The sequence below is a fragment of the Acinetobacter sp. YH16053 genome (genome assembly GCF_013417035.1).
GTDB classification, from domain to species: Bacteria; Pseudomonadota; Gammaproteobacteria; order Pseudomonadales; family Moraxellaceae; genus Acinetobacter; species Acinetobacter towneri.
This window is the reverse complement of the sequence record NZ_VPEP01000001.1, coordinates 211,830-230,675: the sequence shown is the minus strand read 5'-3', so window position 1 is coordinate 230,675 and position 18,846 is coordinate 211,830. Positions and strand designations below refer to the sequence as shown.

At 41.5% G+C, this 18,846-nt stretch carries 13 protein-coding genes; 9 read left to right on the top strand and 4 right to left on the bottom strand.

The window, feature by feature from the left end; genetic code table 11:
* Nucleotides 1-22 precede the first annotated feature (22 nt).
* Nucleotides 23-1,852: a phosphoenolpyruvate carboxykinase (GTP) gene (locus FTV43_RS01095; RefSeq protein WP_179994680.1), complete on the bottom strand. Its 1,830-nt coding sequence runs from the start codon at nt 1,850-1,852 to the stop codon at nt 23-25.
* 417 nt (nt 1,853-2,269) lie between these two features.
* On the opposite strand from FTV43_RS01095, the gene FTV43_RS01090 reads away from it, so the two are divergent.
* The 5 genes from FTV43_RS01090 (at nt 2,270) to FTV43_RS01070 (ending at nt 7,538) form a co-directional block, all read left to right on the top strand.
* Complete coding sequence (locus FTV43_RS01090; protein WP_179994679.1) at nt 2,270-3,208, top strand: diacylglycerol kinase family protein; 939 nt, start codon at nt 2,270-2,272, stop codon at nt 3,206-3,208.
* On the top strand, nt 3,189-3,962 hold the full coding sequence (locus FTV43_RS01085; RefSeq protein ID WP_178318551.1) for a metallophosphoesterase: 774 nt from the start codon (nt 3,189-3,191) through the stop codon (nt 3,960-3,962). Before FTV43_RS01090 ends, FTV43_RS01085 begins: the two co-directional genes overlap by 20 nt.
* Before the next feature lie 185 nt (nt 3,963-4,147).
* Nucleotides 4,148-4,438 (top strand): co-chaperone GroES, encoded by a 291-nt coding sequence (gene groES, locus FTV43_RS01080; RefSeq protein WP_004972131.1) that lies wholly within the window; start codon nt 4,148-4,150, stop codon nt 4,436-4,438.
* Between the two features lie 59 nt (nt 4,439-4,497).
* Nucleotides 4,498-6,132, top strand: coding sequence for a chaperonin GroEL (gene groL / locus FTV43_RS01075; RefSeq protein WP_096900991.1), 1,635 nt, complete (start codon nt 4,498-4,500; stop codon nt 6,130-6,132).
* Between the two features lie 254 nt (nt 6,133-6,386).
* Complete coding sequence (locus FTV43_RS01070; RefSeq protein ID WP_179990240.1) at nt 6,387-7,538, top strand: helix-turn-helix transcriptional regulator; 1,152 nt, start codon at nt 6,387-6,389, stop codon at nt 7,536-7,538.
* A gap of 38 nt (nt 7,539-7,576) precedes the next feature.
* On the opposite strand, the gene FTV43_RS15945 is transcribed toward FTV43_RS01070, so the two are convergent.
* Nucleotides 7,577-9,445, bottom strand: coding sequence for a hypothetical protein (locus FTV43_RS15945; RefSeq protein ID WP_227865792.1), 1,869 nt, complete (start codon nt 9,443-9,445; stop codon nt 7,577-7,579).
* A gap of 281 nt (nt 9,446-9,726) precedes the next feature.
* Between FTV43_RS15945 and FTV43_RS01060 the strand changes: the two genes are divergently transcribed.
* The 3 genes from FTV43_RS01060 to FTV43_RS01050 all read left to right on the top strand — a co-directional run bounded on the left by FTV43_RS01060 (nt 9,727) and on the right by FTV43_RS01050 (nt 15,068).
* Complete coding sequence (locus FTV43_RS01060) at nt 9,727-12,831, top strand: multidrug efflux RND transporter permease subunit (protein WP_179994678.1); 3,105 nt, start codon at nt 9,727-9,729, stop codon at nt 12,829-12,831.
* Between the two features lie 165 nt (nt 12,832-12,996).
* Complete coding sequence (gene mgtE / locus FTV43_RS01055; protein ID WP_075175071.1) at nt 12,997-14,331, top strand: magnesium transporter; 1,335 nt, start codon at nt 12,997-12,999, stop codon at nt 14,329-14,331.
* A 146-nt stretch (nt 14,332-14,477) separates the two neighbouring features.
* Complete coding sequence (locus FTV43_RS01050; protein ID WP_179994677.1) at nt 14,478-15,068, top strand: DUF4112 domain-containing protein; 591 nt, start codon at nt 14,478-14,480, stop codon at nt 15,066-15,068.
* A gap of 111 nt (nt 15,069-15,179) precedes the next feature.
* Here FTV43_RS01050 and htpX read toward each other — a convergent pair whose 3' ends face one another.
* Together htpX and FTV43_RS01040 are read right to left on the bottom strand one after the other, a co-directional pair.
* On the bottom strand, nt 15,180-16,085 hold the full coding sequence (htpX, locus tag FTV43_RS01045; protein ID WP_004972117.1) for a protease HtpX: 906 nt from the start codon (nt 16,083-16,085) through the stop codon (nt 15,180-15,182).
* A gap of 188 nt (nt 16,086-16,273) precedes the next feature.
* Nucleotides 16,274-17,161 (bottom strand): lytic transglycosylase domain-containing protein, encoded by an 888-nt coding sequence (locus FTV43_RS01040; protein WP_004972115.1) that lies wholly within the window; start codon nt 17,159-17,161, stop codon nt 16,274-16,276.
* A gap of 556 nt (nt 17,162-17,717) precedes the next feature.
* Here FTV43_RS01040 and ttcA point away from each other — a divergent pair.
* The gene (gene ttcA / locus FTV43_RS01035; protein WP_104853169.1) at nt 17,718-18,638 is read left to right on the top strand and encodes a tRNA 2-thiocytidine(32) synthetase TtcA; all 921 of its coding nucleotides are present in this window, start codon (nt 17,718-17,720) and stop codon (nt 18,636-18,638) included.
* Nucleotides 18,639-18,846 lie beyond the last annotated feature (208 nt).

The following is an 18,846-nucleotide window of genomic DNA, read 5'->3' as shown; positions in this document are numbered from 1 at the left end:
TTTCTTAGCAATCAGCGTTGAATTACGCAGATTTAACCGCTTCAAGTAAAGCAGCTTGACGCGCTTTCAATGCAGCAGGTAGGCGCTCACCAAGTTTGTTGAATAACTCAGTGTGGCTTTCTAACTCTTTGATCCATTGTTCTTTGTCTTGCGCTGTTACAGTTTCAAATTGCTCTTTAGAGAAATCTAAACCAGTCCAGTTCAATTGCTCATACGTTGGAACAAAACCAATTGGAGTTTCAACAGCTTCTGCACGACCTTCGCAACGATCAATGATCCACTCAAGTACACGCATGTTTTGACCAAAACCAGGCCATACGAAGTTGCCTTCTGCATCACGACGGAACCAGTTTACATTGTAGATACCTGGTAATTTGTTGCCTGCAGCTTTTGCTTTCTCGCCAACTTGCTCACCCATCTCTAACCAGTGAGAGAAGTAGTCTGCCATGTTGTAACCAGCAAACGGAAGCATTGCAAATGGGTCACGGCGTACAATACCTTGTTGACCAACGGCTGCTGCAGTCGTTTCAGAACCCATCGTTGCTGCTTTATATACGCCATCTACCCAGTCAAATGCTTCTGAAATTAGAGGCACTGTGTCTGCACGACGACCACCGAAGATGAACGCTGAAATTGGAACACCTGCTGGATTTTCCCAGTCAGCATCAATAGAAGGACATTGACTCGCTGCAACAGTGAAGCGCGCATTTGGATGAGCTGCTTTTTCTGCGCCAGTATGTGGTTGACCTTTCCAGTTGGTTAAGTTTGCAGGAACTTCTTTAGATAGACCTTCCCACCATACTTCGCCGTTGTCAGTCACAGCAACGTTGGTATAAATCACGTCTTTGTGCAGAGTTGCCATACAGTTCGGGTTAGTCTTGGTGTTTGTACCAGGAGCAACACCGAAGAAACCAGCTTCAGGGTTAATTGCATATAAGCGACCATCTTCACCTGGTTTGATCCAAGCAATATCGTCACCTACAGTTTCAATTTTCCAGCCTTCATAACCTGCAGGTGGAATTAACATCGCAAAGTTGGTTTTACCACATGCAGAAGGGAATGCTGCTGCGATGTAGTGTTTTTCGCCTTGTGGGTTGGTCACGCCTAAAATAAGCATGTGTTCTGCTAACCAGCCTTGTTCACGGCCCATTGCAGAAGCAATACGAAGCGCTAAGCATTTTTTACCCAATAATGCGTTACCGCCGTAACCAGAACCATACGACCAGATTTCACGAGTTTCTGGATAATGTACAATGTATTTTTCTTTGTTACATGGCCAAGCAACGTCTTTCTCGCCTTCAGCCAATGGTGCGCCCACAGTGTGTACGCAAGGAACAAATTCGCCATCTGTGCCCAATACGTCATAAACAGCTTTACCCATACGAGCCATTTTAGACATGCTGACAGCAACATAAGGAGAGTCAGTTAATTCAATACCGATGTGAGCAATGTGGCTACCTAATGGGCCCATAGAGAATGGAACCACATACATGGTACGACCAGCCATTGAGCCGTCGAATAAACCGTTTAATTTAGCGCGCATTTCAGCTGGCGCTTCCCAGTTGTTTGTCGCACCAGCATCTTCTTTGTTTTCAGAGCAGATGTAAGTACGGTCTTCAACACGAGCAACGTCAGAAGGATCAGAATTTGCAAGGTACGAACCAGGGTGTTTTTCTTGGTTTAATGCTTGCATGGTGCCGTTAGCGATCATCAAGTCGATTAGACGTTGATATTCTTCTGCGCTACCGTCACACCATTCAATTTTTGCTGGTTTCGTTAACTTTGCAATTTCTTCAACCCATGCAATAAGCTTAGGGTGACGAACGAATTCTGGTGCGTTCACTTGGGTCATGGTGAGGCCTATCTTAAATGTGTACAAGTCGTGTACAAAGTACAATCTGAACGATGGGGTACATGGTTCAGATGAAATATGAAAAAAAAGTGGCTGTATTAAAGCACAAAAACATAAAAAAAATAAGACATAGGCTTGATTTAGCTTTATGTGAAAAATACCCATATAAATAATGAATAACATATATGAAACATGGGCTTACAACTTTTTTGTGTTCTATTTATCATTATTTAAAAAAAATATGGGCATTATTTATTTTAATTATTTTTAATTAAAACATATATTTATAGCTTAAATTTTATAAAGAATGATTATTGATTTAATGAATGGTCGTCATTCGATTTTTACATAAAGCTGCTTTTCATTCTGCATCAATTGGTTGAAATTAGAGCAAAAGCTTTAAAATGATTGAAGAAAATGTCGACAACATTACAGCCTTTATCTCTTATTTATAATCAAAAATCAGGATTTCATGCCACACAGCAAGAAGGTGTATATGAAGAACTGTTGCATGTTTTGTCACAGCATGGTTTTGAAATCCAATTGTTTGAAATGGGTGAAATCGCCAATTTTGATCAACTGATGCAACAGGTATTAGCACGGCATCAAGCAGCGCATTTAAGCGGTGTAGTGGTTGCAGCAGGTGGTGATGGTACTTTAAATGCGGTTGCTGCAAAGTTAAAAGGGACATCTATCCCCATGGGTATTTTGCCTTTGGGCACGTTTAATTATGTGGCGCGCTTACTGAATATTCCGCTAGATTTAATTGAAGCAGCGCATGTCATCGCCACAGGCACGACGCGAGCTGTGCATGTGGCACAAATCAATCAACATATTTATTTAAACAATGCCAGTTTGGGTTTGTATCCTTTATTCATTCAAAAGCGCGAGCGTTATAACCAATATTTAGGACGTTTACCTTTGCATGCCTATACTTCAGGTTTGGATGTGCTGATTCGTGACCGTAAAGAGTTAAAATTAAAAATTGCAATCGATGGCACACTTTATCCCTTAAAAACCCCGTTGATTTTCTTTGGCAATAATCAATTGCAATTATCTGAAATGAATTTACGTATTGCGCAAGCGGCAGAACAGGGCAAAGTTGCGGGTGTCGTGGTTGCCAAAAGCGATAAGCTGACTTTATTTAAAATTTTATGGCAAATGATTCAGGGCAAACTAGATCAAGCCAGTGATGTTTATAGTTTTGCTGCAGTTCAGGTGGTCATTCATAGTAAACGCCAACAACTGACCGTGGCGCTTGATGGAGAAATTGTCAAAATGCGCCCACCACTGCGTATTTCTGTATTGAAAAATGCATTGAAGATTAAGGTGCCGCATGCTGCTGCATCTGTCTGATTTGCACTTTGGCACTGAAAATGTGGCTTGTATGCAGGCAGTACAACAACTGTGTGCAAGTATGCGACCGGAAGCGGTTGTGGTCAGTGGTGATTTAACCCAACGTGCACGCTATGCACAGTTTTATGCTTGTAAGCATTTTTTAGACAGTTTGAATTTACCGTATTTGGTTGTGCCAGGAAATCACGATATTCCGCTATATCATCTTTGGAATCGTTTTTTTAGTCCGTTTGCGCGGTATCAGTTGTTTTTTGGGCGCATGGAAAGTGTGTTGGAAACGCAACATTTTTATCTGATAGGCGTAAATAGTATTCGACGCCGTTTTCATACTCGCGGGCATATTTCTTTAAGTCAAATTCAGGAAGTTGAAGCTTTGCTACAAGTTGCGCCAAGTAATAAGTTTAAAATTTTGGTGGCGCATCAACCATTTTATACACCACCAGATGATCGCCACAGCATTAAAGATTGCCCAGTGTTGGGGCGAATTGCCTTAGAGCAGTGGAGTAAAAATGGTTTATATGCCTTGCTGCATGGGCATTTACATCAACCCGCAGTATATGACTTAAATCAAATTTATGCCTTAGGCGCAGCGCATCCTGTGCTGGATATTCATGCGGGTACTGCAATTTCATATCGTTTGCATCAAGGTATGCCGAATAGCTTAAATGTATTGTGTAACAATGGTGATGTGCAGCATTACATTTTTGATGCTGAAAAAAAGCAATTTGTGTTGTGGCAACAAAATGCAGAATAAATCACCGATCTAGCCAACTTGTCTAAAAAAACAACAAAAATTGAAAAATTTTTAGCTTTTCCCCTTGAAGCGTTTTTTTCCATCCCCACAACTGTGTCATCTAAAATTTATTTTGATGATGACCAAAGGAATAATTAAGTCGTCATCAGGAATCTATACATTGACTTAGTCTAATGGAGTTATTTATGAGCAACATTCGTCCATTACATGACCGCGTAGTTATTCGTCGTGTTGAAGAAGAAACAAAAACAGCTGGCGGTATCTTGCTTCCAGGTTCTGCTGCAGAAAAACCAGCCCAAGGTGAAGTGATTGCAGTAGGTAATGGTCAAATTACAGACAATGGCGTACGCGCTTTAGACGTAAAAGTGGGCGACAAAGTCTTGTTTGGTACTTATGCAGGCACCACAGTTAAAGTAGACGGTGAAGAACTTCTAATTATGAAAGAGTCTGATATTTTAGCGGTACTTGAAGGCTAAGTTCAGAACTCATATTCAAAGCAAATTTGAACATTATTTAAAAATATTTGGAGTTAAACATGTCAGCTAAAGACGTAAAATTTGGTGATTCAGCTCGCACAAAAATGATCGCAGGTGTAAACGTACTTGCAGACGCAGTTAAAGTAACTTTAGGCCCTAAAGGTCGTAACGTAGTGATTGACCGTTCTTTCGGTGCGCCGCACATCACTAAAGATGGTGTATCTGTTGCGAAAGAAATCACCTTGAAAGACAAGTTTGAGAACATGGGTGCTCAGCTTGTACGTGAAGTGTCTAGCAAAACCAATGATATCGCAGGTGACGGTACGACCACTGCAACAGTACTTGCACAAGCCATTTTAAATGAAGGCATCAAATCTGTAACTGCGGGCATGAACCCAATGGATTTGAAACGTGGTATCGACCTTGCTGTAAAGGCAGTCGTTGCAGACATTAGAGCAACGGCTAAACCTGCTTCTGACACGAAAGCGATTGAGCAAGTAGGTTCTATTTCTGCAAACTCGGACACGACTGTGGGCAAGTTAATTGCAGAAGCAATGGAACGCGTTGGTAAAGAAGGCGTAATCACTGTTGAAGAAGGTTCAGGCTTTGAAGACGCGCTTGACGTTGTAGAAGGTATGCAGTTTGACCGCGGTTATATCTCGCCATACTTCGCGAACAAACAAGATACTTTAACTGCAGAACTTGAAAACCCGTTCATTCTTCTTGTTGATAAAAAAATCAGCAACATTCGTGAACTGATTACTGTCCTAGAAGCGGTTGCAAAAACAGGTAAGCCTCTTCTGATCATCGCTGAAGATGTTGAAGGCGAAGCGCTAGCAACGCTTGTTGTGAACAACATGCGTGGCATCATCAAAGTATGTGCGGTGAAAGCGCCTGGTTTTGGTGATCGTCGTAAAGCAATGCTTCAAGATATTGCAATCTTGACAGGCGGTACGGTTATTTCTGAAGAAATTGGTATGTCTTTGGAGCAAACATCACTAGAGCATTTGGGTAGCGCGCACAAAGTTACAGTCTCTAAAGAAAACACCGTGATTGTGGATGGTGCTGGTGATGCAAATCAGATTTCTGAGCGTGTTCAGCAAATCCGTGCGCAAATCGAAGAATCTACTTCTGAATATGACAAAGAAAAACTTCAAGAACGTGTTGCTAAATTAGCAGGCGGTGTAGCAGTCATCAAAATTGGTGCTGCAACTGAAGTTGAAATGAAAGAGAAGAAAGACCGTGTGGATGATGCGCTTCACGCAACTCGCGCTGCGGTTGAAGAAGGTGTTGTTGCAGGTGGTGGTGTTGCACTGGTGCGTGCTGCATCTGCACTTGATGGTCTGACTGGTGCTAACGATGACCAAAACGTAGGTATCAACATTCTTCGTCGTGCAATTGAAGCTCCGCTTCGTCAAATCGTAGCCAATGCTGGTGATGAGCCATCTGTAGTAATCAATGCTGTGAAGAACGGTGAAGGTAACTATGGTTATAACGCTGCGACTGGTGAATATGGCGACATGTTGGAAATGGGTATTCTTGACCCTGCAAAAGTAACTCGTTCTGCACTTGAGCATGCAGCGTCTGTTGCTGGCCTGATGTTAACAACAGAATGTATGATTACTGAAATTCCAGAAGACAAGCCAGCAATGCCAGATATGGGTGGCATGGGTGGTATGGGCGGTATGATGTAAACCTCAGCGTACCCAAACTTCAAAAACCTCGTATCGTCAGATACGGGGTTTTTTTATGGCGTGGTTTTTATAATTCAGAGTTTGCACACATGAAAAAGCAAAACTGCCTAGCCATTTTCATTTATTAAATGCGTGATATGTATTTAAACTGCTTTTTTTTGTGAATAAAACTCATTATTCTTTTTAGAACAATAAGAAAAACAAATGATTAAATAAATGTAATGCAGATTGGAGTAGGCATAAAGGGGATAAAAATGGATAACCGAGAACACGAAATTATAGGCAGTATTTATGATGCCGCTGTAGATGTGAATTTATGGCCGCAAGTAATTGAAAAAATTGTTCAATATACAGACAGTAAAACCGCCATTTTTACTGCCTTAGATCAATTTAGTCCAAGTTACGATTTTTTATTTAGTCACAATATTCCAGATGAAGCTTTGCATGCCTATCGTGATGAGCGGATTCGTGTGATTGACATGCAGTTACACCGAGTATTGTGGGAAAATTTAGGTGTGGGCCAAGTAGCGAGCTCGGATTTATCGCATTATGGGGAAAACCCTGAAAGTGATGAATATATCTTTTATGAACGGTGTTTGAATCCGACGGGAATTAGTTATATCTCGGCTGTTTTGCTCGATCAGGGTTCACATCGCTGGGCGGTTTTGGGATTACACCGTGCGCCAGATGTAGCGCCGTATCAACAAAAAGAGTTGGATTTTTTAAAGCATTTGGGTGTGCATTTACGCCGTGCTTTACAAATCCATCGTCAGTTTAGTTTGGTTAAACAAGAAAATTTAAGTTTGTATAGCGTGCTCGATCATTTAAAAACAGGTGTAATTTTGCTTGATCATCAGCTGAGTTTGACTTATTCAAACCCTTTAGCTCAAAGCATGCTGGAACACGATTCATGTTTAGATTTGGATTTGTATAATCGATTAAAAACCCATGCTTATGATCAAAGTCGTTTAGATCAATTATTACATTCAGCGTTGTTGGGACAGTCGGCATTAAACGCAGATGTAGGCGGTGTATTGTCTTTGTCAGATGCGAAAGGACAACAATTAATGCTGACTATCGTACCTTGTTCTAAATTAAAAAATATGCAGCATCAAAATGCAGGACAACATCAAATTGCGGTATTTCTGACCGATAAGCATCAGCACTATGCCTTGTCAAAAGCCTATTTGCAGCAAGCTTATCAATTGTCTAAACGTGAGTTTGAGCTGTGTGAGTTGTTGTTGAATGGTTGTAAGTTAGAAGAAATCGCGGAACATTGTGGAGTTACGCTCAGTTCGGTGCGCACTTATTTTAAAAATATTTATGAAAAAACCCAATGCAAATCGCAAATTGAACTCATGCATTTATTAATGGGTTGTACCATTCATTTTGAGCATATTGGTTAAAGCTGCCTAAATTTTGCTTAGGCAGCTTTAAAATATGTTTAGTTACTACGTTGTAGGGTAATAGTGTCTTCGCCTTGTGGATGCAAGGTTAGACTTGTTCCGGAGATGCTATAAGTTGCATTAACTTTAGCGCTATCCGAAGTGTCATGTAATCCACCGCAACCGTTGGTGTCATATAACACTTCTGTTACGGCAAGTGTATTGGATGTTATTGAATATTTACCATATTCAATTCCTGGGTTATCGCAATCACCTTCGGTGTCTAACAAGAAATAGAATCCTGTGTCAAAGAAAGCAAACAAGTGAGTTTGATTAAATTGCCAAGTGCCAACTAGACCTGATGATTGTTTTACTTTAGTTAAAATATAGGTGCTATTACTTCCTACATCAGTCAGCACTAGATCTGTGCCATTATAACTTAGGCGGTGGTGACCATCATTGTCAGGATGTGAAAGCCCGTAGTCACCGTTTGTATCTATGGAAATTACAGGGTTCAGCGCTGAGGTTAAAGCATTCCAATTTAATTGTCCGATTTCAATACCAGGCTTCCCTGTTTCATCAGCTACATCTGCTTCACCCAGAGCATAACGTCCATCGGGTAAAATATGTAATAAAACAGCAGATGCATTGGTACGTCCAATTTCCCAAGTTCCAGCAATATCTTTATAGAATTGGCTTGCGCTACTTGTGGTAGCACCTTCTGTATTGGGTCTTGTGAGTATAAATGTACCTTCATTTGGTTCGTGGAGTGTAAGTGATGTCGAATTAACCGTGACTGGTAGACCTGAGCTTGAGTTTGCACTATTGTCAGATAAGCCTGCACAGCCATTTGTATCGATCAGGATATTATCTACGAATAACTTTCCATCTTGAACACGATATTTACCATATTCGATACCTGGTCCACCACAAGGCATTTCTCCAACTTCCACTTGATCGTCCCCAACAGCATCAACCATGATATAGGTATTATTATCTGGATTGAAAACAAATAGTTGCTTGCCTGAACTTGAGTTCCAAGCACCGGCAATGCTCGAATTGTTTTGAGGGACTTTAGTAAATGTTGCACTTTCATTAGGGTTTTGAGCTTCAGAAATTTTTAACTGCGTACCATCAAATGATATTTTCATATCACGTGTTTTTCCAGAATCAGTTAAGCCCCAATCTTCATTTGTATCAATTGAAGATTGCGCCCATAAATCTCCAGCAACAGCATTTACCGATAATTCACCATACTCCATGCCATTTGCACTATCAGATGGTGAGCTAACAATAGGTTCGCCAATCAGGTATTTCCCGTCTGAGGTTACTTGAAGTACGATTTCTGAGTCAGCATTTTTCGCATACCAAACCCCAACGATATCTTTGAGTAGTGTTTGGTTAAAGTTAGCTTGTGCTTCTGTTGCGCTAACTACGACTTTATCTTTAAAATCTTCTATTGTTTGTAGAACAGGTTGAAAGCTTGTAATAAATTCAGTTGTTGGTTTAGAGAGGTCAATTGAGTTTGCAGGGAGTTGACTCACTGAGTCAGGGATTTGAATACCATCGTCATGCCCCCCCTGAGAATCTAAAGATTGTAAAAAAATAAGTAAATTTGTTCGTGTTGTTACATCATCAGCTAACTCCACAGGGGTAATACGATCAGCACCAATCACTGTGCCAATTTCAATATTTCCGATGGAGAAAGTGATTTCATCACCCTCTTGATATTCAAACTCCCCTTGAGCATTTGTACGTTTAGAGACACCATTAATTGTATAAGTTGCACCACTCACAGGCCCATCGGTCAGTACGCCAGTTTTTGTGGTGTTTGATGGTGGGGGAGCAGAACTACCAGAATCATTGTCTGAACCACCACATGCACTGAGTAAGCCTGCTAAAGTTAAGCATAATAAGGTTTTTTTCATCATGAATTCCTTGTCATCCAAATTGTTATGTTAGAAGTATAGAAATAAGATGAATCTAGGAGCTATCCCAAAATTGGGAGGGTGTACACAAAAATCTGTGAGAAAAAATGAAGACCAATCAACATTTTTGTGACAAAACTAGATTTTTTGATGTGCAGTCATCCAAGTTCTATTTTGCTGTGTTAATTTGAAACACGGTTTCAAGTTTTTTTGATGATCTTCATCCACTTGATTCATTTCATATAAATCTCATTATTGTTATCTATAAGTGATCCAGTTTTATGCTGTCTAAATTTTTTATTGAACGTCCAATTTTTGCAGGTGTGCTCGCCATTGTGGTGATGGCACTCGGGATTTTTTCAGTATTAAATTTACCTGTAGAACGCTACCCAGACATTGCACCACCTCGTATCACCGTCAGCGCAACGTATACAGGAGCTTCGGCAGAAACTGTTGAAGAAAGCGTCACACAGGTTTTGGAACAGCAAATTAAAGGCTTAGATCACTTACTGTATTTCAGTTCTAGCAGTGATTCTTCAGGACGAAGTCGCATCAGCATTAGCTTTGAAAATGGTACCGACCCCGATACCGCACAAGTCCAGGTACAAAATGCGATTAATGGCGCAATTAACCGCTTACCTGAAGATGTGCAGCGTCAGGGGGTAAATGTCTTTAAATCATTGGGTGATACCCACATGGTCATTGGGCTGTACGATGCCACAGGTAAAAGCAGCAATATTGCATTGTCTGACTATATGATGAGTCATTTAGAGCAAGAGTTGGCACGCATTGAAGGTGTGGGTGAGGTCGATGTTTTTGGTGCGCAATATGCAATGCGGATTTGGCTGAATCCGATAAAGTTAAAACAATACGCACTCATGCCAAGTGATATACGTGCTGCAGTATTAGCGCAAAATACCCAAGTCGCGGCAGGGGCAATTGGTGAATTACCCACAGCACAAGAACAATATCTCAATGCCAAAGTCACCTCAGGTTCACGCTTAAAAACGGTAGAAGAATTTGAAAATATTATTTTAAAAGCAGATCAGGCAGGTGGCTTTGTTTATTTAAAAGATGTGGCACGTATTGAACTTGGTGCAGAAAATTATCAAAGCTTTAATACCATTAATGGTTTTCCATCGGCAGGGATGGGGATTTCTTTATCGTCTGGTGCCAATGCGTTACAAACTTCAGCCTTAATTCAAAAACAAATTGAGCATTTAAAACAACAATTGCCCGAAGGTTACCAAATTGTCTATCCACGAGATAACACGCCTTTCGTGCAGGAATCAATTAATGAAGTGGTGAAAACTTTAATTGAAGCGGTGATTTTAGTTGTCATCGTGATGTTCTTGTTTTTACAAAACTGGCGCGCGACGCTCATTCCTACCGTAACCGTGCCTGTAGTGATTTTAGGCACCATGGCCGTGTTGCAACTCTTTGGGATGAGTATTAACACGCTGACATTATTCGCTTTGGTCTTAGCCATTGGTTTATTGGTGGATGATGCGATTGTCGTGGTGGAAAACGTCGAGCGTTTAATGCACGAACAGCAGCTCTCGGCTAAACAGGCATCCATCGCATCGATGCAGGAAATTAGCGGTGCTTTGGTCGGCATTACCTTGGTTTTGACCGCAGTATTTATTCCAATGGCATTTTTTGGTGGTTCGACTGGGGTGATTTATCGCCAGTTTTCCATCACCTTAGTCACTGCGATGGTGCTGTCTTTAGGTGTGGCCTTAATTTTAACGCCTGCCTTGTGTGCCTTGATTTTAAAACCCAATCCACAACCAGCCCAATGGGCCATCTGGTTTAATCAAAAACTGGAACGCTTAAAACAACACTATCTCAAATTATCAGGCTGGACGATTCAGCATAAAGCGGTGTGTCTGGTTATTTTTGCAGGTTTATTGACGGTGTTTGCCTTGTTTTACCGTGCCTTACCTACCAGTTTTATCCCGAATGAAGATCAGGGCATGTTGTCGGTGCAATTTAAATTACAGGAAGGTGCGCCGTTGTCTAAAAGTCGTGAAGTGGGCGAAAGCATACGTGAATACTTTATGCAGCATGAAGCCCACAATGTTGATTTGGTGATGATTCGTTATGGACGTAATTTTTCGGGAACAGGGCAGAATTTAGGGCAGGGTTTTATTGCGCTAAAACATTGGGATGAGCGTCAAGGGCAACAGCATACCGCACAAGCTATTCGTGAACGTGCCATGCAGCATTTTCGACAGCATCCCAATGCACAAATTACCATTGGCATGCCCGCAGCAGTTCGTGGTTTGGGGCAAACCGATGGCTTAGAGTTCTGGATGCGCGATGTGAATGGTACAGGACGCGATTTTTTAATTCAGCAATTTCAAAATTTACAGCAGCAAGCCGCTCAATATCAAAGCTTTAAAAATTTAGATCAACGTGCCAATCCTGAAAAAGCGGAGTTAAACGTCACGATTGATCAGAAACAGGCGATGGCAGCAGGTTTAAATCAAACGGCTATTAACAGTACCTTAGCGGCAGCTTGGGGCGGTAGTTATATCAACGACTTTATTGACCGTGGTCGAATTAAACGTGTGATTATGCAGGGTGATGCCGAATTTCGTGGTAAACCTGAAGATTTGAATCAATGGTCGGTACGCAGTCAGCAAAATCAAATGGTACCTTTTAGCCAGTTTGCTCAACTCAGTTGGAGCGGTGGGCCAGAAGTCGTCAATCGTTTTATGGGGTATAGCGCCGTGCAAATGGAAGCCGATACTGCCGAAGGATATAGCTCAGGGCAGGCGATGCGTGATTTAGAACAGATGGTGGCACAGCAGCAGGGCATTGACTTGGCATGGAGTGGGTTGTCTTTTGAAGAAAATCAGTCTAGCAATCAGGCTTTGTTACTGTATTTGGTTTCCATCGGGTTTATTTTCTTGTGCCTTGCGGCCTTGTATGAAAGTTGGAGTATTCCAACAGCCGTGATGAGCGCCATTCCTTTAGGGATTGGTGGAAATATTATTTTCAGCTATTTGGCAGGTTTCCCGAACGATATTTATTTCCAAATTGCCTTGCTTACCACCATTGGTTTGTCATGTAAAAATGCCATCTTAATTGTGGAATTTGCTTCGGCTGCGCAGCAACAAGGCAAACAGGTGATTCAAGCCGCTTTAGAAGGTGCAAGCTTACGGCTCAGACCTATTTTAATGACCTCATTGGCATTTGGTGCAGGTATTTTGCCGCTAGTATTTGCCTTTGGTGCAGGTGCAGCAAGCCGTCAGGAAATTGGGGTGAGTGTTTTAGGTGGAGTTATTTTTGGCACAATTTTAGTGCTTGTTTTTATTCCGTTTATGTATGTGCTGGTTCGTTCTATATTTCAAGTGAATCGTTCATCACCCATAAACTAAAGATGTTTTTTATTAGGCACTTAGCAAAATTATAGGCTATGATATGAAACGCTAAAAATCTTGCATAAATCTACAGATTTTCGGTTTTTTAAGGGTTGGTTTGGGCCGAGACACTGCGCCCATTCTTCATTTTACGTTTTTGGAATGATGGAGTGGGTGAGAGCAATGACCAATCTGCACGCTGAACAGTTAGAACAAGCCTTACAATTGCATCAGCCAAGCACAGTACACAGCCTGATCGACAGTATCAATCCTGCCGATTTAGCCGACTTAATGCAGTATTTAAGCCTGAAAGCACAGCTGAGTTTAATTGAACAAATTGACAGTGCTGCCTTGGTGATGGAATTTTTACCACTGCATTCACAACTTCAAATTGCCGAAGCGATTGCACCGCAGCAATTGGTCAAACTGATTTCAGCCATGCATTCAGATGACCGCACCGACTTATTTAAGTTACTTTCTCCGCATTTACAGCGTTTTGTCAGCTTACACATTACGGAAGAAAAACGCGCACAGATTCAGACTTTAGCGCGCTATCCTGAAGAATCTGCGGGCGCGATTATGAGTTCGGATTTCGTGGTGCTCTCGCCAGAACTGAACATGCAGCAAGCTATAGATGAATTGCGCAGAATGACCACAGATCGGGAAACTTTGTACCTGATTTATATTGTCGATGAACTAATGAAACTATTGGGTGTTATTTCTTTAAGGGAAATTATTCAAAACCCGCCTGAACAAAAAATTAAAAATGTGATGTGCACCGATTTGGTCACAGGTTTGGTGACTGAAGATCAGGAAAGTATCGCGCAAAAACTCAGCCATTATGATTTTTTGGCCTTACCGATTGTAGATGATGCACAGCATTTACTGGGGATTGTCACCTATGATGATGCGATGGACGTGGTACAGGCAGAAACTACAGAAGACTTTTTAAAATCCAGTGCGGTAGCGTCTTCACCTGGCATGAGTATAAAAACTGCGCCAATTTTATTTTTATATCGCAAACGTGTGTTTTGGTTGGTGATTTTGGTATTTGGCAGTTTATTGTCTGGAATTGGCATTGCGCATTATGAAGACATTATTGCAGCACATATTGTACTGGTTTTTTTCTTGCCGCTTTTGGTCGGTAGTGGTGGTAATGCGGGTTCTCAGTCTGCGACCTTAATGGTACGGGCACTGGCTACAGGTGATGTGCAATTTAAAGATTGGCTGCATTTACTCGGACGTGAAAGTTTGGTGGCGCTATGTTTGGGTGGAACGATGGCTTTTGCGGTTTCAATTTTAGGCTATTACCGTGGCGATATGATGGTGTCTGTGGTATTGGCACTGAGTATGCTGGGCATTGTGCTGATGGGTTGTTTAATTGGCATGAGTCTACCTTTTATTTTGCATCGCCTGAAACTAGACCCTGCCAGCGCCTCTGCACCTTTGGTGACTTCGATTTGTGATGCAACGGGTGTGGTGGTGTACTTATTTATTGCTTCACAGTTGTTACTTTAAACGCTGTCGGTGATGATGACTCATTCAACACCTCATCTTAAAACTTTTTGCATTGATCAAAATTCTGTTTATAAAATCATAACAGACCTGAGTAAAAAACTGCTTTATTCTCAATTAGATTGCATTTACCCAACGATACGTTTTCTATGCCAGAACCAGCATCTTCAAAAAAACTTAGCCAGCAAGAGGTGATTCGCTTAGAGCGCGATTTAGCCAAGTTTGCCAATATGATGGATTCTGTGGTGCGTATTCCATTTACCAAGCAGGGTGTGGGAGCAGATGCCGCATTAGGCACTGTACCTGTCGCGGGGGATGTCGCAGGTTTTGCACTGACCTGTTATGCGATTTATAAAGCCAAACAAATTGGTGTACCGCAAACCAAACTCACGCCAGTGATTAAACTTGCTGTGGTGGATGCAATAGTTGGTTTTGTACCCATTGTCGGCACAGTATTTGATGTATTTATTCGTCCAAGCCGTAAAGCTTTAGATGTAGTGCATACGCATATCCGTGAAGAATATCAGATTCACAGTGAGCATCATGTGGTACATCCTTTTTTACATGAGCGATTGGAACGTAAACAGCAGCAGTCAGCATTTTGGCGTAATCCTGTAGTGGCATGGCTGTGGCTACATTTGCCTGATTTGCTTGGTGTGATTTTTCTTATTTTCTTTATTTGGGCAGCATGGCTCGGTGCAAGTTGGTTGTGGCACTGGTCACAAAGTTTTGCTGTTTAAATGAACCTGTTTAAAGTACAAAACCATCTGGCAGATCTAATTTACAGACATGAAAAAAGCTTCCCTGAGGAAGCTTTTTGGTGTCGCTGTTACAATATCTTGCTAGCAGTATTAAGGTAAATTTAATTGCTGTAAAGCTGCAACACGTTGTTCAATGCTTGGGTGAGTTTGGAATAACGCTGCCAAGCTAAAACCTTCTTCTTTACCTGCAGAAATCGCAAAAGCTTTCATTTCTTTTGGCATTGCATCAGGCATTTCAGATTCTGCCTGTAAACGTAATAATGCAGAAATCATGGCTTGCTTACCTGCCAAACGTGCACCTGCTTCATCGGCACGGTATTCACGTTGACGCGAGAACCACATCACGATTGAAGAGGCCAAAATACCAAATACGATATCCAGTACAATGGTAATTGCAAAATAAGCCAAGCCTGGTGCTTCGCCATCTTCACGACCAAATACGTTACGGTCAATGAAGTCACCTGCAACACGGGCAAAGAACATGACGAATGCGTTGACCACACCTTGAATCAGTGCCAAGGTCACCATGTCACCATTGGCAACGTGACCAATTTCGTGTGCCAAAACTGCACGTAATTCATCTTTGTTCATACGCTCAAGCAGCCCTGTAGATACAGCGACTAAAGCATCGTTTTTATTCCAACCTGTTGCAAAAGCATTCGATTGGTAAGAAGGGAAAATACCCACTTCTGGCATTTTGATACCAGCACGTTGCGACAATTGCGCAACTTCATTTAATAACCACGCTTCAGCTTGGTTACGAGGGGCATTCGGGTCAATTAATTCAGTCCCAGTTGTTTTTTTCGCCATCCATTTAGACATGAATAGTGAAATTAAAGAGCCAACCATACCAAAGACAAAACAGATGACCAACAGGTTGCCTAGGTTTAAGCCACCCGCGCCATGGTAACTACCGACACCGAAGAGTGACAAAATTATGCCAGCTACAACCAGTACCGCGAGGTTGGTTAGCAAGAACAAACCAATCCGCATCATTGAGTAAATCCTCTTATATTAAAAATGTAATCTGATTTATTAATAAACCATGCCGTAAATATGCGGTGTATGTATTAAAAATTCAAGAAAAATAATAAAACTGTACTAAAAATATTTTGAGCTGATACTGCAATCGGCACTTCATTTGAGCTTGCGGCAACGCAAGCTCAAATGAAGTGCTGTAGCTTTTATTCTGAAATAAAAATACGTGCCGAAGCCGTGGCATTCCCTGTCGCGTAAGAACCTGCAGGTGCATCGGTAAAGCGACCATCGGCAGCCATAATAATTTGACGTTGTGGACGTTTGTTTGCCGCCACTTGATGATTACTGGCAGTGTAATTGTCTGACTGCGCAATCACTTGTGCATTTTGACTCTGAGTATTGCTATTGTTATTTGCCGTAATCGCGTTACTGCCAGAACTTGCACTAACGCCGCTAGCATATAGGTTGCTATAGCGACTGGTCACACGACGTACATAATCCTGTGTTTCACGAAAAGGCGGTACGCCGCCGTATTTTGCAACATTGCCTTCGCCTGCGTTATAGCCCGCCAAAGCTAAAGTGGTGTTGCCATTAAAGCGTTTGAGTAACCAAGCCAAGTATTTTGCACCCGCCATAATGTTTTCATGCGGGTCATAAGCGTTGCTGACATTAAAACGTCGTGCTGTCGCAGGCATGAGCTGCATTAGACCTTGTGCACCGACAGGCGAGCGGGCGTTGACATTAAAACCTGATTCGGTATGCATCACTGCTTTAATTAGACCTTCTGAAACACCGTGTTGTTGTGCTGCTTGCTGAATAATGTGGTCAAAGGCGTTTTTATTGCGGCTATAACTTGGCAATACCGACGCTTCGGAATTGCCCCAGTTGCGATAACTGTGAATATTGCTGTCTGGATAATAGGTGACTTTTACTTTTGTCAGTGAACGATCTGCACTTTTACGGTTGGTCAGCAAGGTACTGCCATTGCTGTCCTTATACATATAAATTTGACCTGCGTGCGTTGTCGTTGCCAAAGGCATGATGCTGGCAGTCCCCAAAATATACAGTAAAAAGGCATTAATTTTATTGTTCATGCTGTGAATACACTAAAAGCTGTCCCCAAACAGTTATGAGGAGTTTAACAAAAATCTCACAGATGAAAAGGCTTTGTACAAATTCATTTACAGTAGTGTCGAAAAAAATCAAGCTTAATTGCTGACAGAGTAATCAAAAAAAATATTTATTTTTTTTAATTGGATCAGCTTGACACACTTAAGTGTATGATTTTGAATTAAAATAAAATAGATCAAAAAGTGATCAATTTAAAGAGAAGCCTTAGAATAACGGCAAGAGGCGTTGTCAAGTTGTTTTAAATCCACAAAGTTATCCACAGCTTTTGTGGAAAACTGTGGAAAAGTCCAAAAGATAAGCATCTTGGCGAAAAAGTGAACCTGAGGGTTCAAACTTGCCACAGAAAAAAACGATCTGCGCAGATAGAAATAAAGTGTGTAAACAGAAATGAACGCGCAGTCAGAAATTAAGTTCTTTGACGAAAAGGAAGATTGCGATGAAATTACATTCTTTTGATGCGGGATTGGTCTGAATCGGCTAAAATTGCGCGGTAATTTTTTTCATGGGTTAATCGCGTCTATGTTCTCACCAGTTGAGTCCGATCAAGGCTTTAATTTCAAACCAGAACTTCCAACCAGCTCTGCGTATTATCGTTTGTTGAAAAAGCTGCGTCGCCAAGTCGGGCATGCGATTCGTGACTTCAACATGATTGAAGATGGCGATAAAGTCATGGTGTGTATTTCTGGTGGTAAAGACAGTTATACCTTGCTGGACATTATGTTGCAGTTCAAGCGCATCGCACCCATCAATTTTGATGTGGTGGCTGTGAACTTAGACCAAAAGCAACCAGGCTTCCCTGAAGATGTATTGCCGCGTTATTTAGAAGAAAATAACATCCCATATTACATATTAGAAAAAGACACCTATAGCATCACCAAGCGTTTAACGCCTGAAGGTAAAACTTACTGTGCAGTGTGTTCGCGTTTGCGTCGTGGTTCTTTGTATGGCTTTGCGCAGGAAATAGGGGCAACCAAAGTGGCGCTTGGGCATCACCGTGATGATATTTTGGCGACTTTTTTCTTAAACTTGTTCCATGGCGGTAGCTTAAAAGCCATGCCACCGAAGTTGTTGTCATCAGACAAGAAAAATATGCTGATTCGTCCACTGGCTTATGTGGAAGAAAAAGACATCATTAAATATGCAGAAATGCGTAAATTCCCAATTATTCCGTGTAACTTGTGTGGTTCACAGGAAAACTTACAGCGTGCCATTATTAACGACATGTTACGTGAGTGGGATAAAGCACATCCTAAGCGTTTGCACAGTATTTTTGGCGCATTACAGAATGTATCGCCATCGCAGTTGGCAGACCGTGAATTATTCGACTTTGAAGCGTTAGACAGCCAGCGCGTATTTGATTTTGCCGATCAGGCCGAACAAAACGCAGCAGAGCAAAACAAACGCATCAATATGGTCAATTTAGGCTACGCTGCAGACTAAGCGATAACAGCCTGTCAATCCCTTTAAAATGTAATCAACACCAAGCCAGAGCTTGGTGTTTTTTTATGAATTTGATTTATTTGAGAAAGTCGTCATTTCGACTAAAAATACAAAAACTGAACGTCCCGTACAAAATTTCTTAGCCTTTCACGAAAGGTTCATGCTATAACAATCAGCAAGCAAAACAGCTTAATAATGATGGTGTCTG

What these genes read in the sequence shown, in the direction of transcription:
- FTV43_RS01095 (WP_179994680.1), bottom strand. Translation starts at nt 1,852, where the DNA reads ATGACCCAAGTGAACGCACCAGAATTCGTTCGTCACCCTAAGCTTATT.
- FTV43_RS01090 (WP_179994679.1), top strand. Translation starts at nt 2,270, where the DNA reads ATGTCGACAACATTACAGCCTTTATCTCTTATTTATAATCAAAAATCA.
- FTV43_RS01085 (WP_178318551.1), top strand. Translation starts at nt 3,189, where the DNA reads ATGCTGCTGCATCTGTCTGATTTGCACTTTGGCACTGAAAATGTGGCT.
- groES (WP_004972131.1), top strand. Translation starts at nt 4,148, where the DNA reads ATGAGCAACATTCGTCCATTACATGACCGCGTAGTTATTCGTCGTGTT.
- groL (WP_096900991.1), top strand. Translation starts at nt 4,498, where the DNA reads ATGTCAGCTAAAGACGTAAAATTTGGTGATTCAGCTCGCACAAAAATG.
- FTV43_RS01070 (WP_179990240.1), top strand. Translation starts at nt 6,387, where the DNA reads ATGGATAACCGAGAACACGAAATTATAGGCAGTATTTATGATGCCGCT.
- FTV43_RS15945 (WP_227865792.1), bottom strand. Translation starts at nt 9,445, where the DNA reads ATGAAAAAAACCTTATTATGCTTAACTTTAGCAGGCTTACTCAGTGCA.
- FTV43_RS01060 (WP_179994678.1), top strand. Translation starts at nt 9,727, where the DNA reads ATGCTGTCTAAATTTTTTATTGAACGTCCAATTTTTGCAGGTGTGCTC.
- mgtE (WP_075175071.1), top strand. Translation starts at nt 12,997, where the DNA reads ATGACCAATCTGCACGCTGAACAGTTAGAACAAGCCTTACAATTGCAT.
- FTV43_RS01050 (WP_179994677.1), top strand. Translation starts at nt 14,478, where the DNA reads ATGCCAGAACCAGCATCTTCAAAAAAACTTAGCCAGCAAGAGGTGATT.
- htpX (WP_004972117.1), bottom strand. Translation starts at nt 16,085, where the DNA reads ATGATGCGGATTGGTTTGTTCTTGCTAACCAACCTCGCGGTACTGGTT.
- FTV43_RS01040 (WP_004972115.1), bottom strand. Translation starts at nt 17,161, where the DNA reads ATGAACAATAAAATTAATGCCTTTTTACTGTATATTTTGGGGACTGCC.
- ttcA (WP_104853169.1), top strand. Translation starts at nt 17,718, where the DNA reads ATGTTCTCACCAGTTGAGTCCGATCAAGGCTTTAATTTCAAACCAGAA.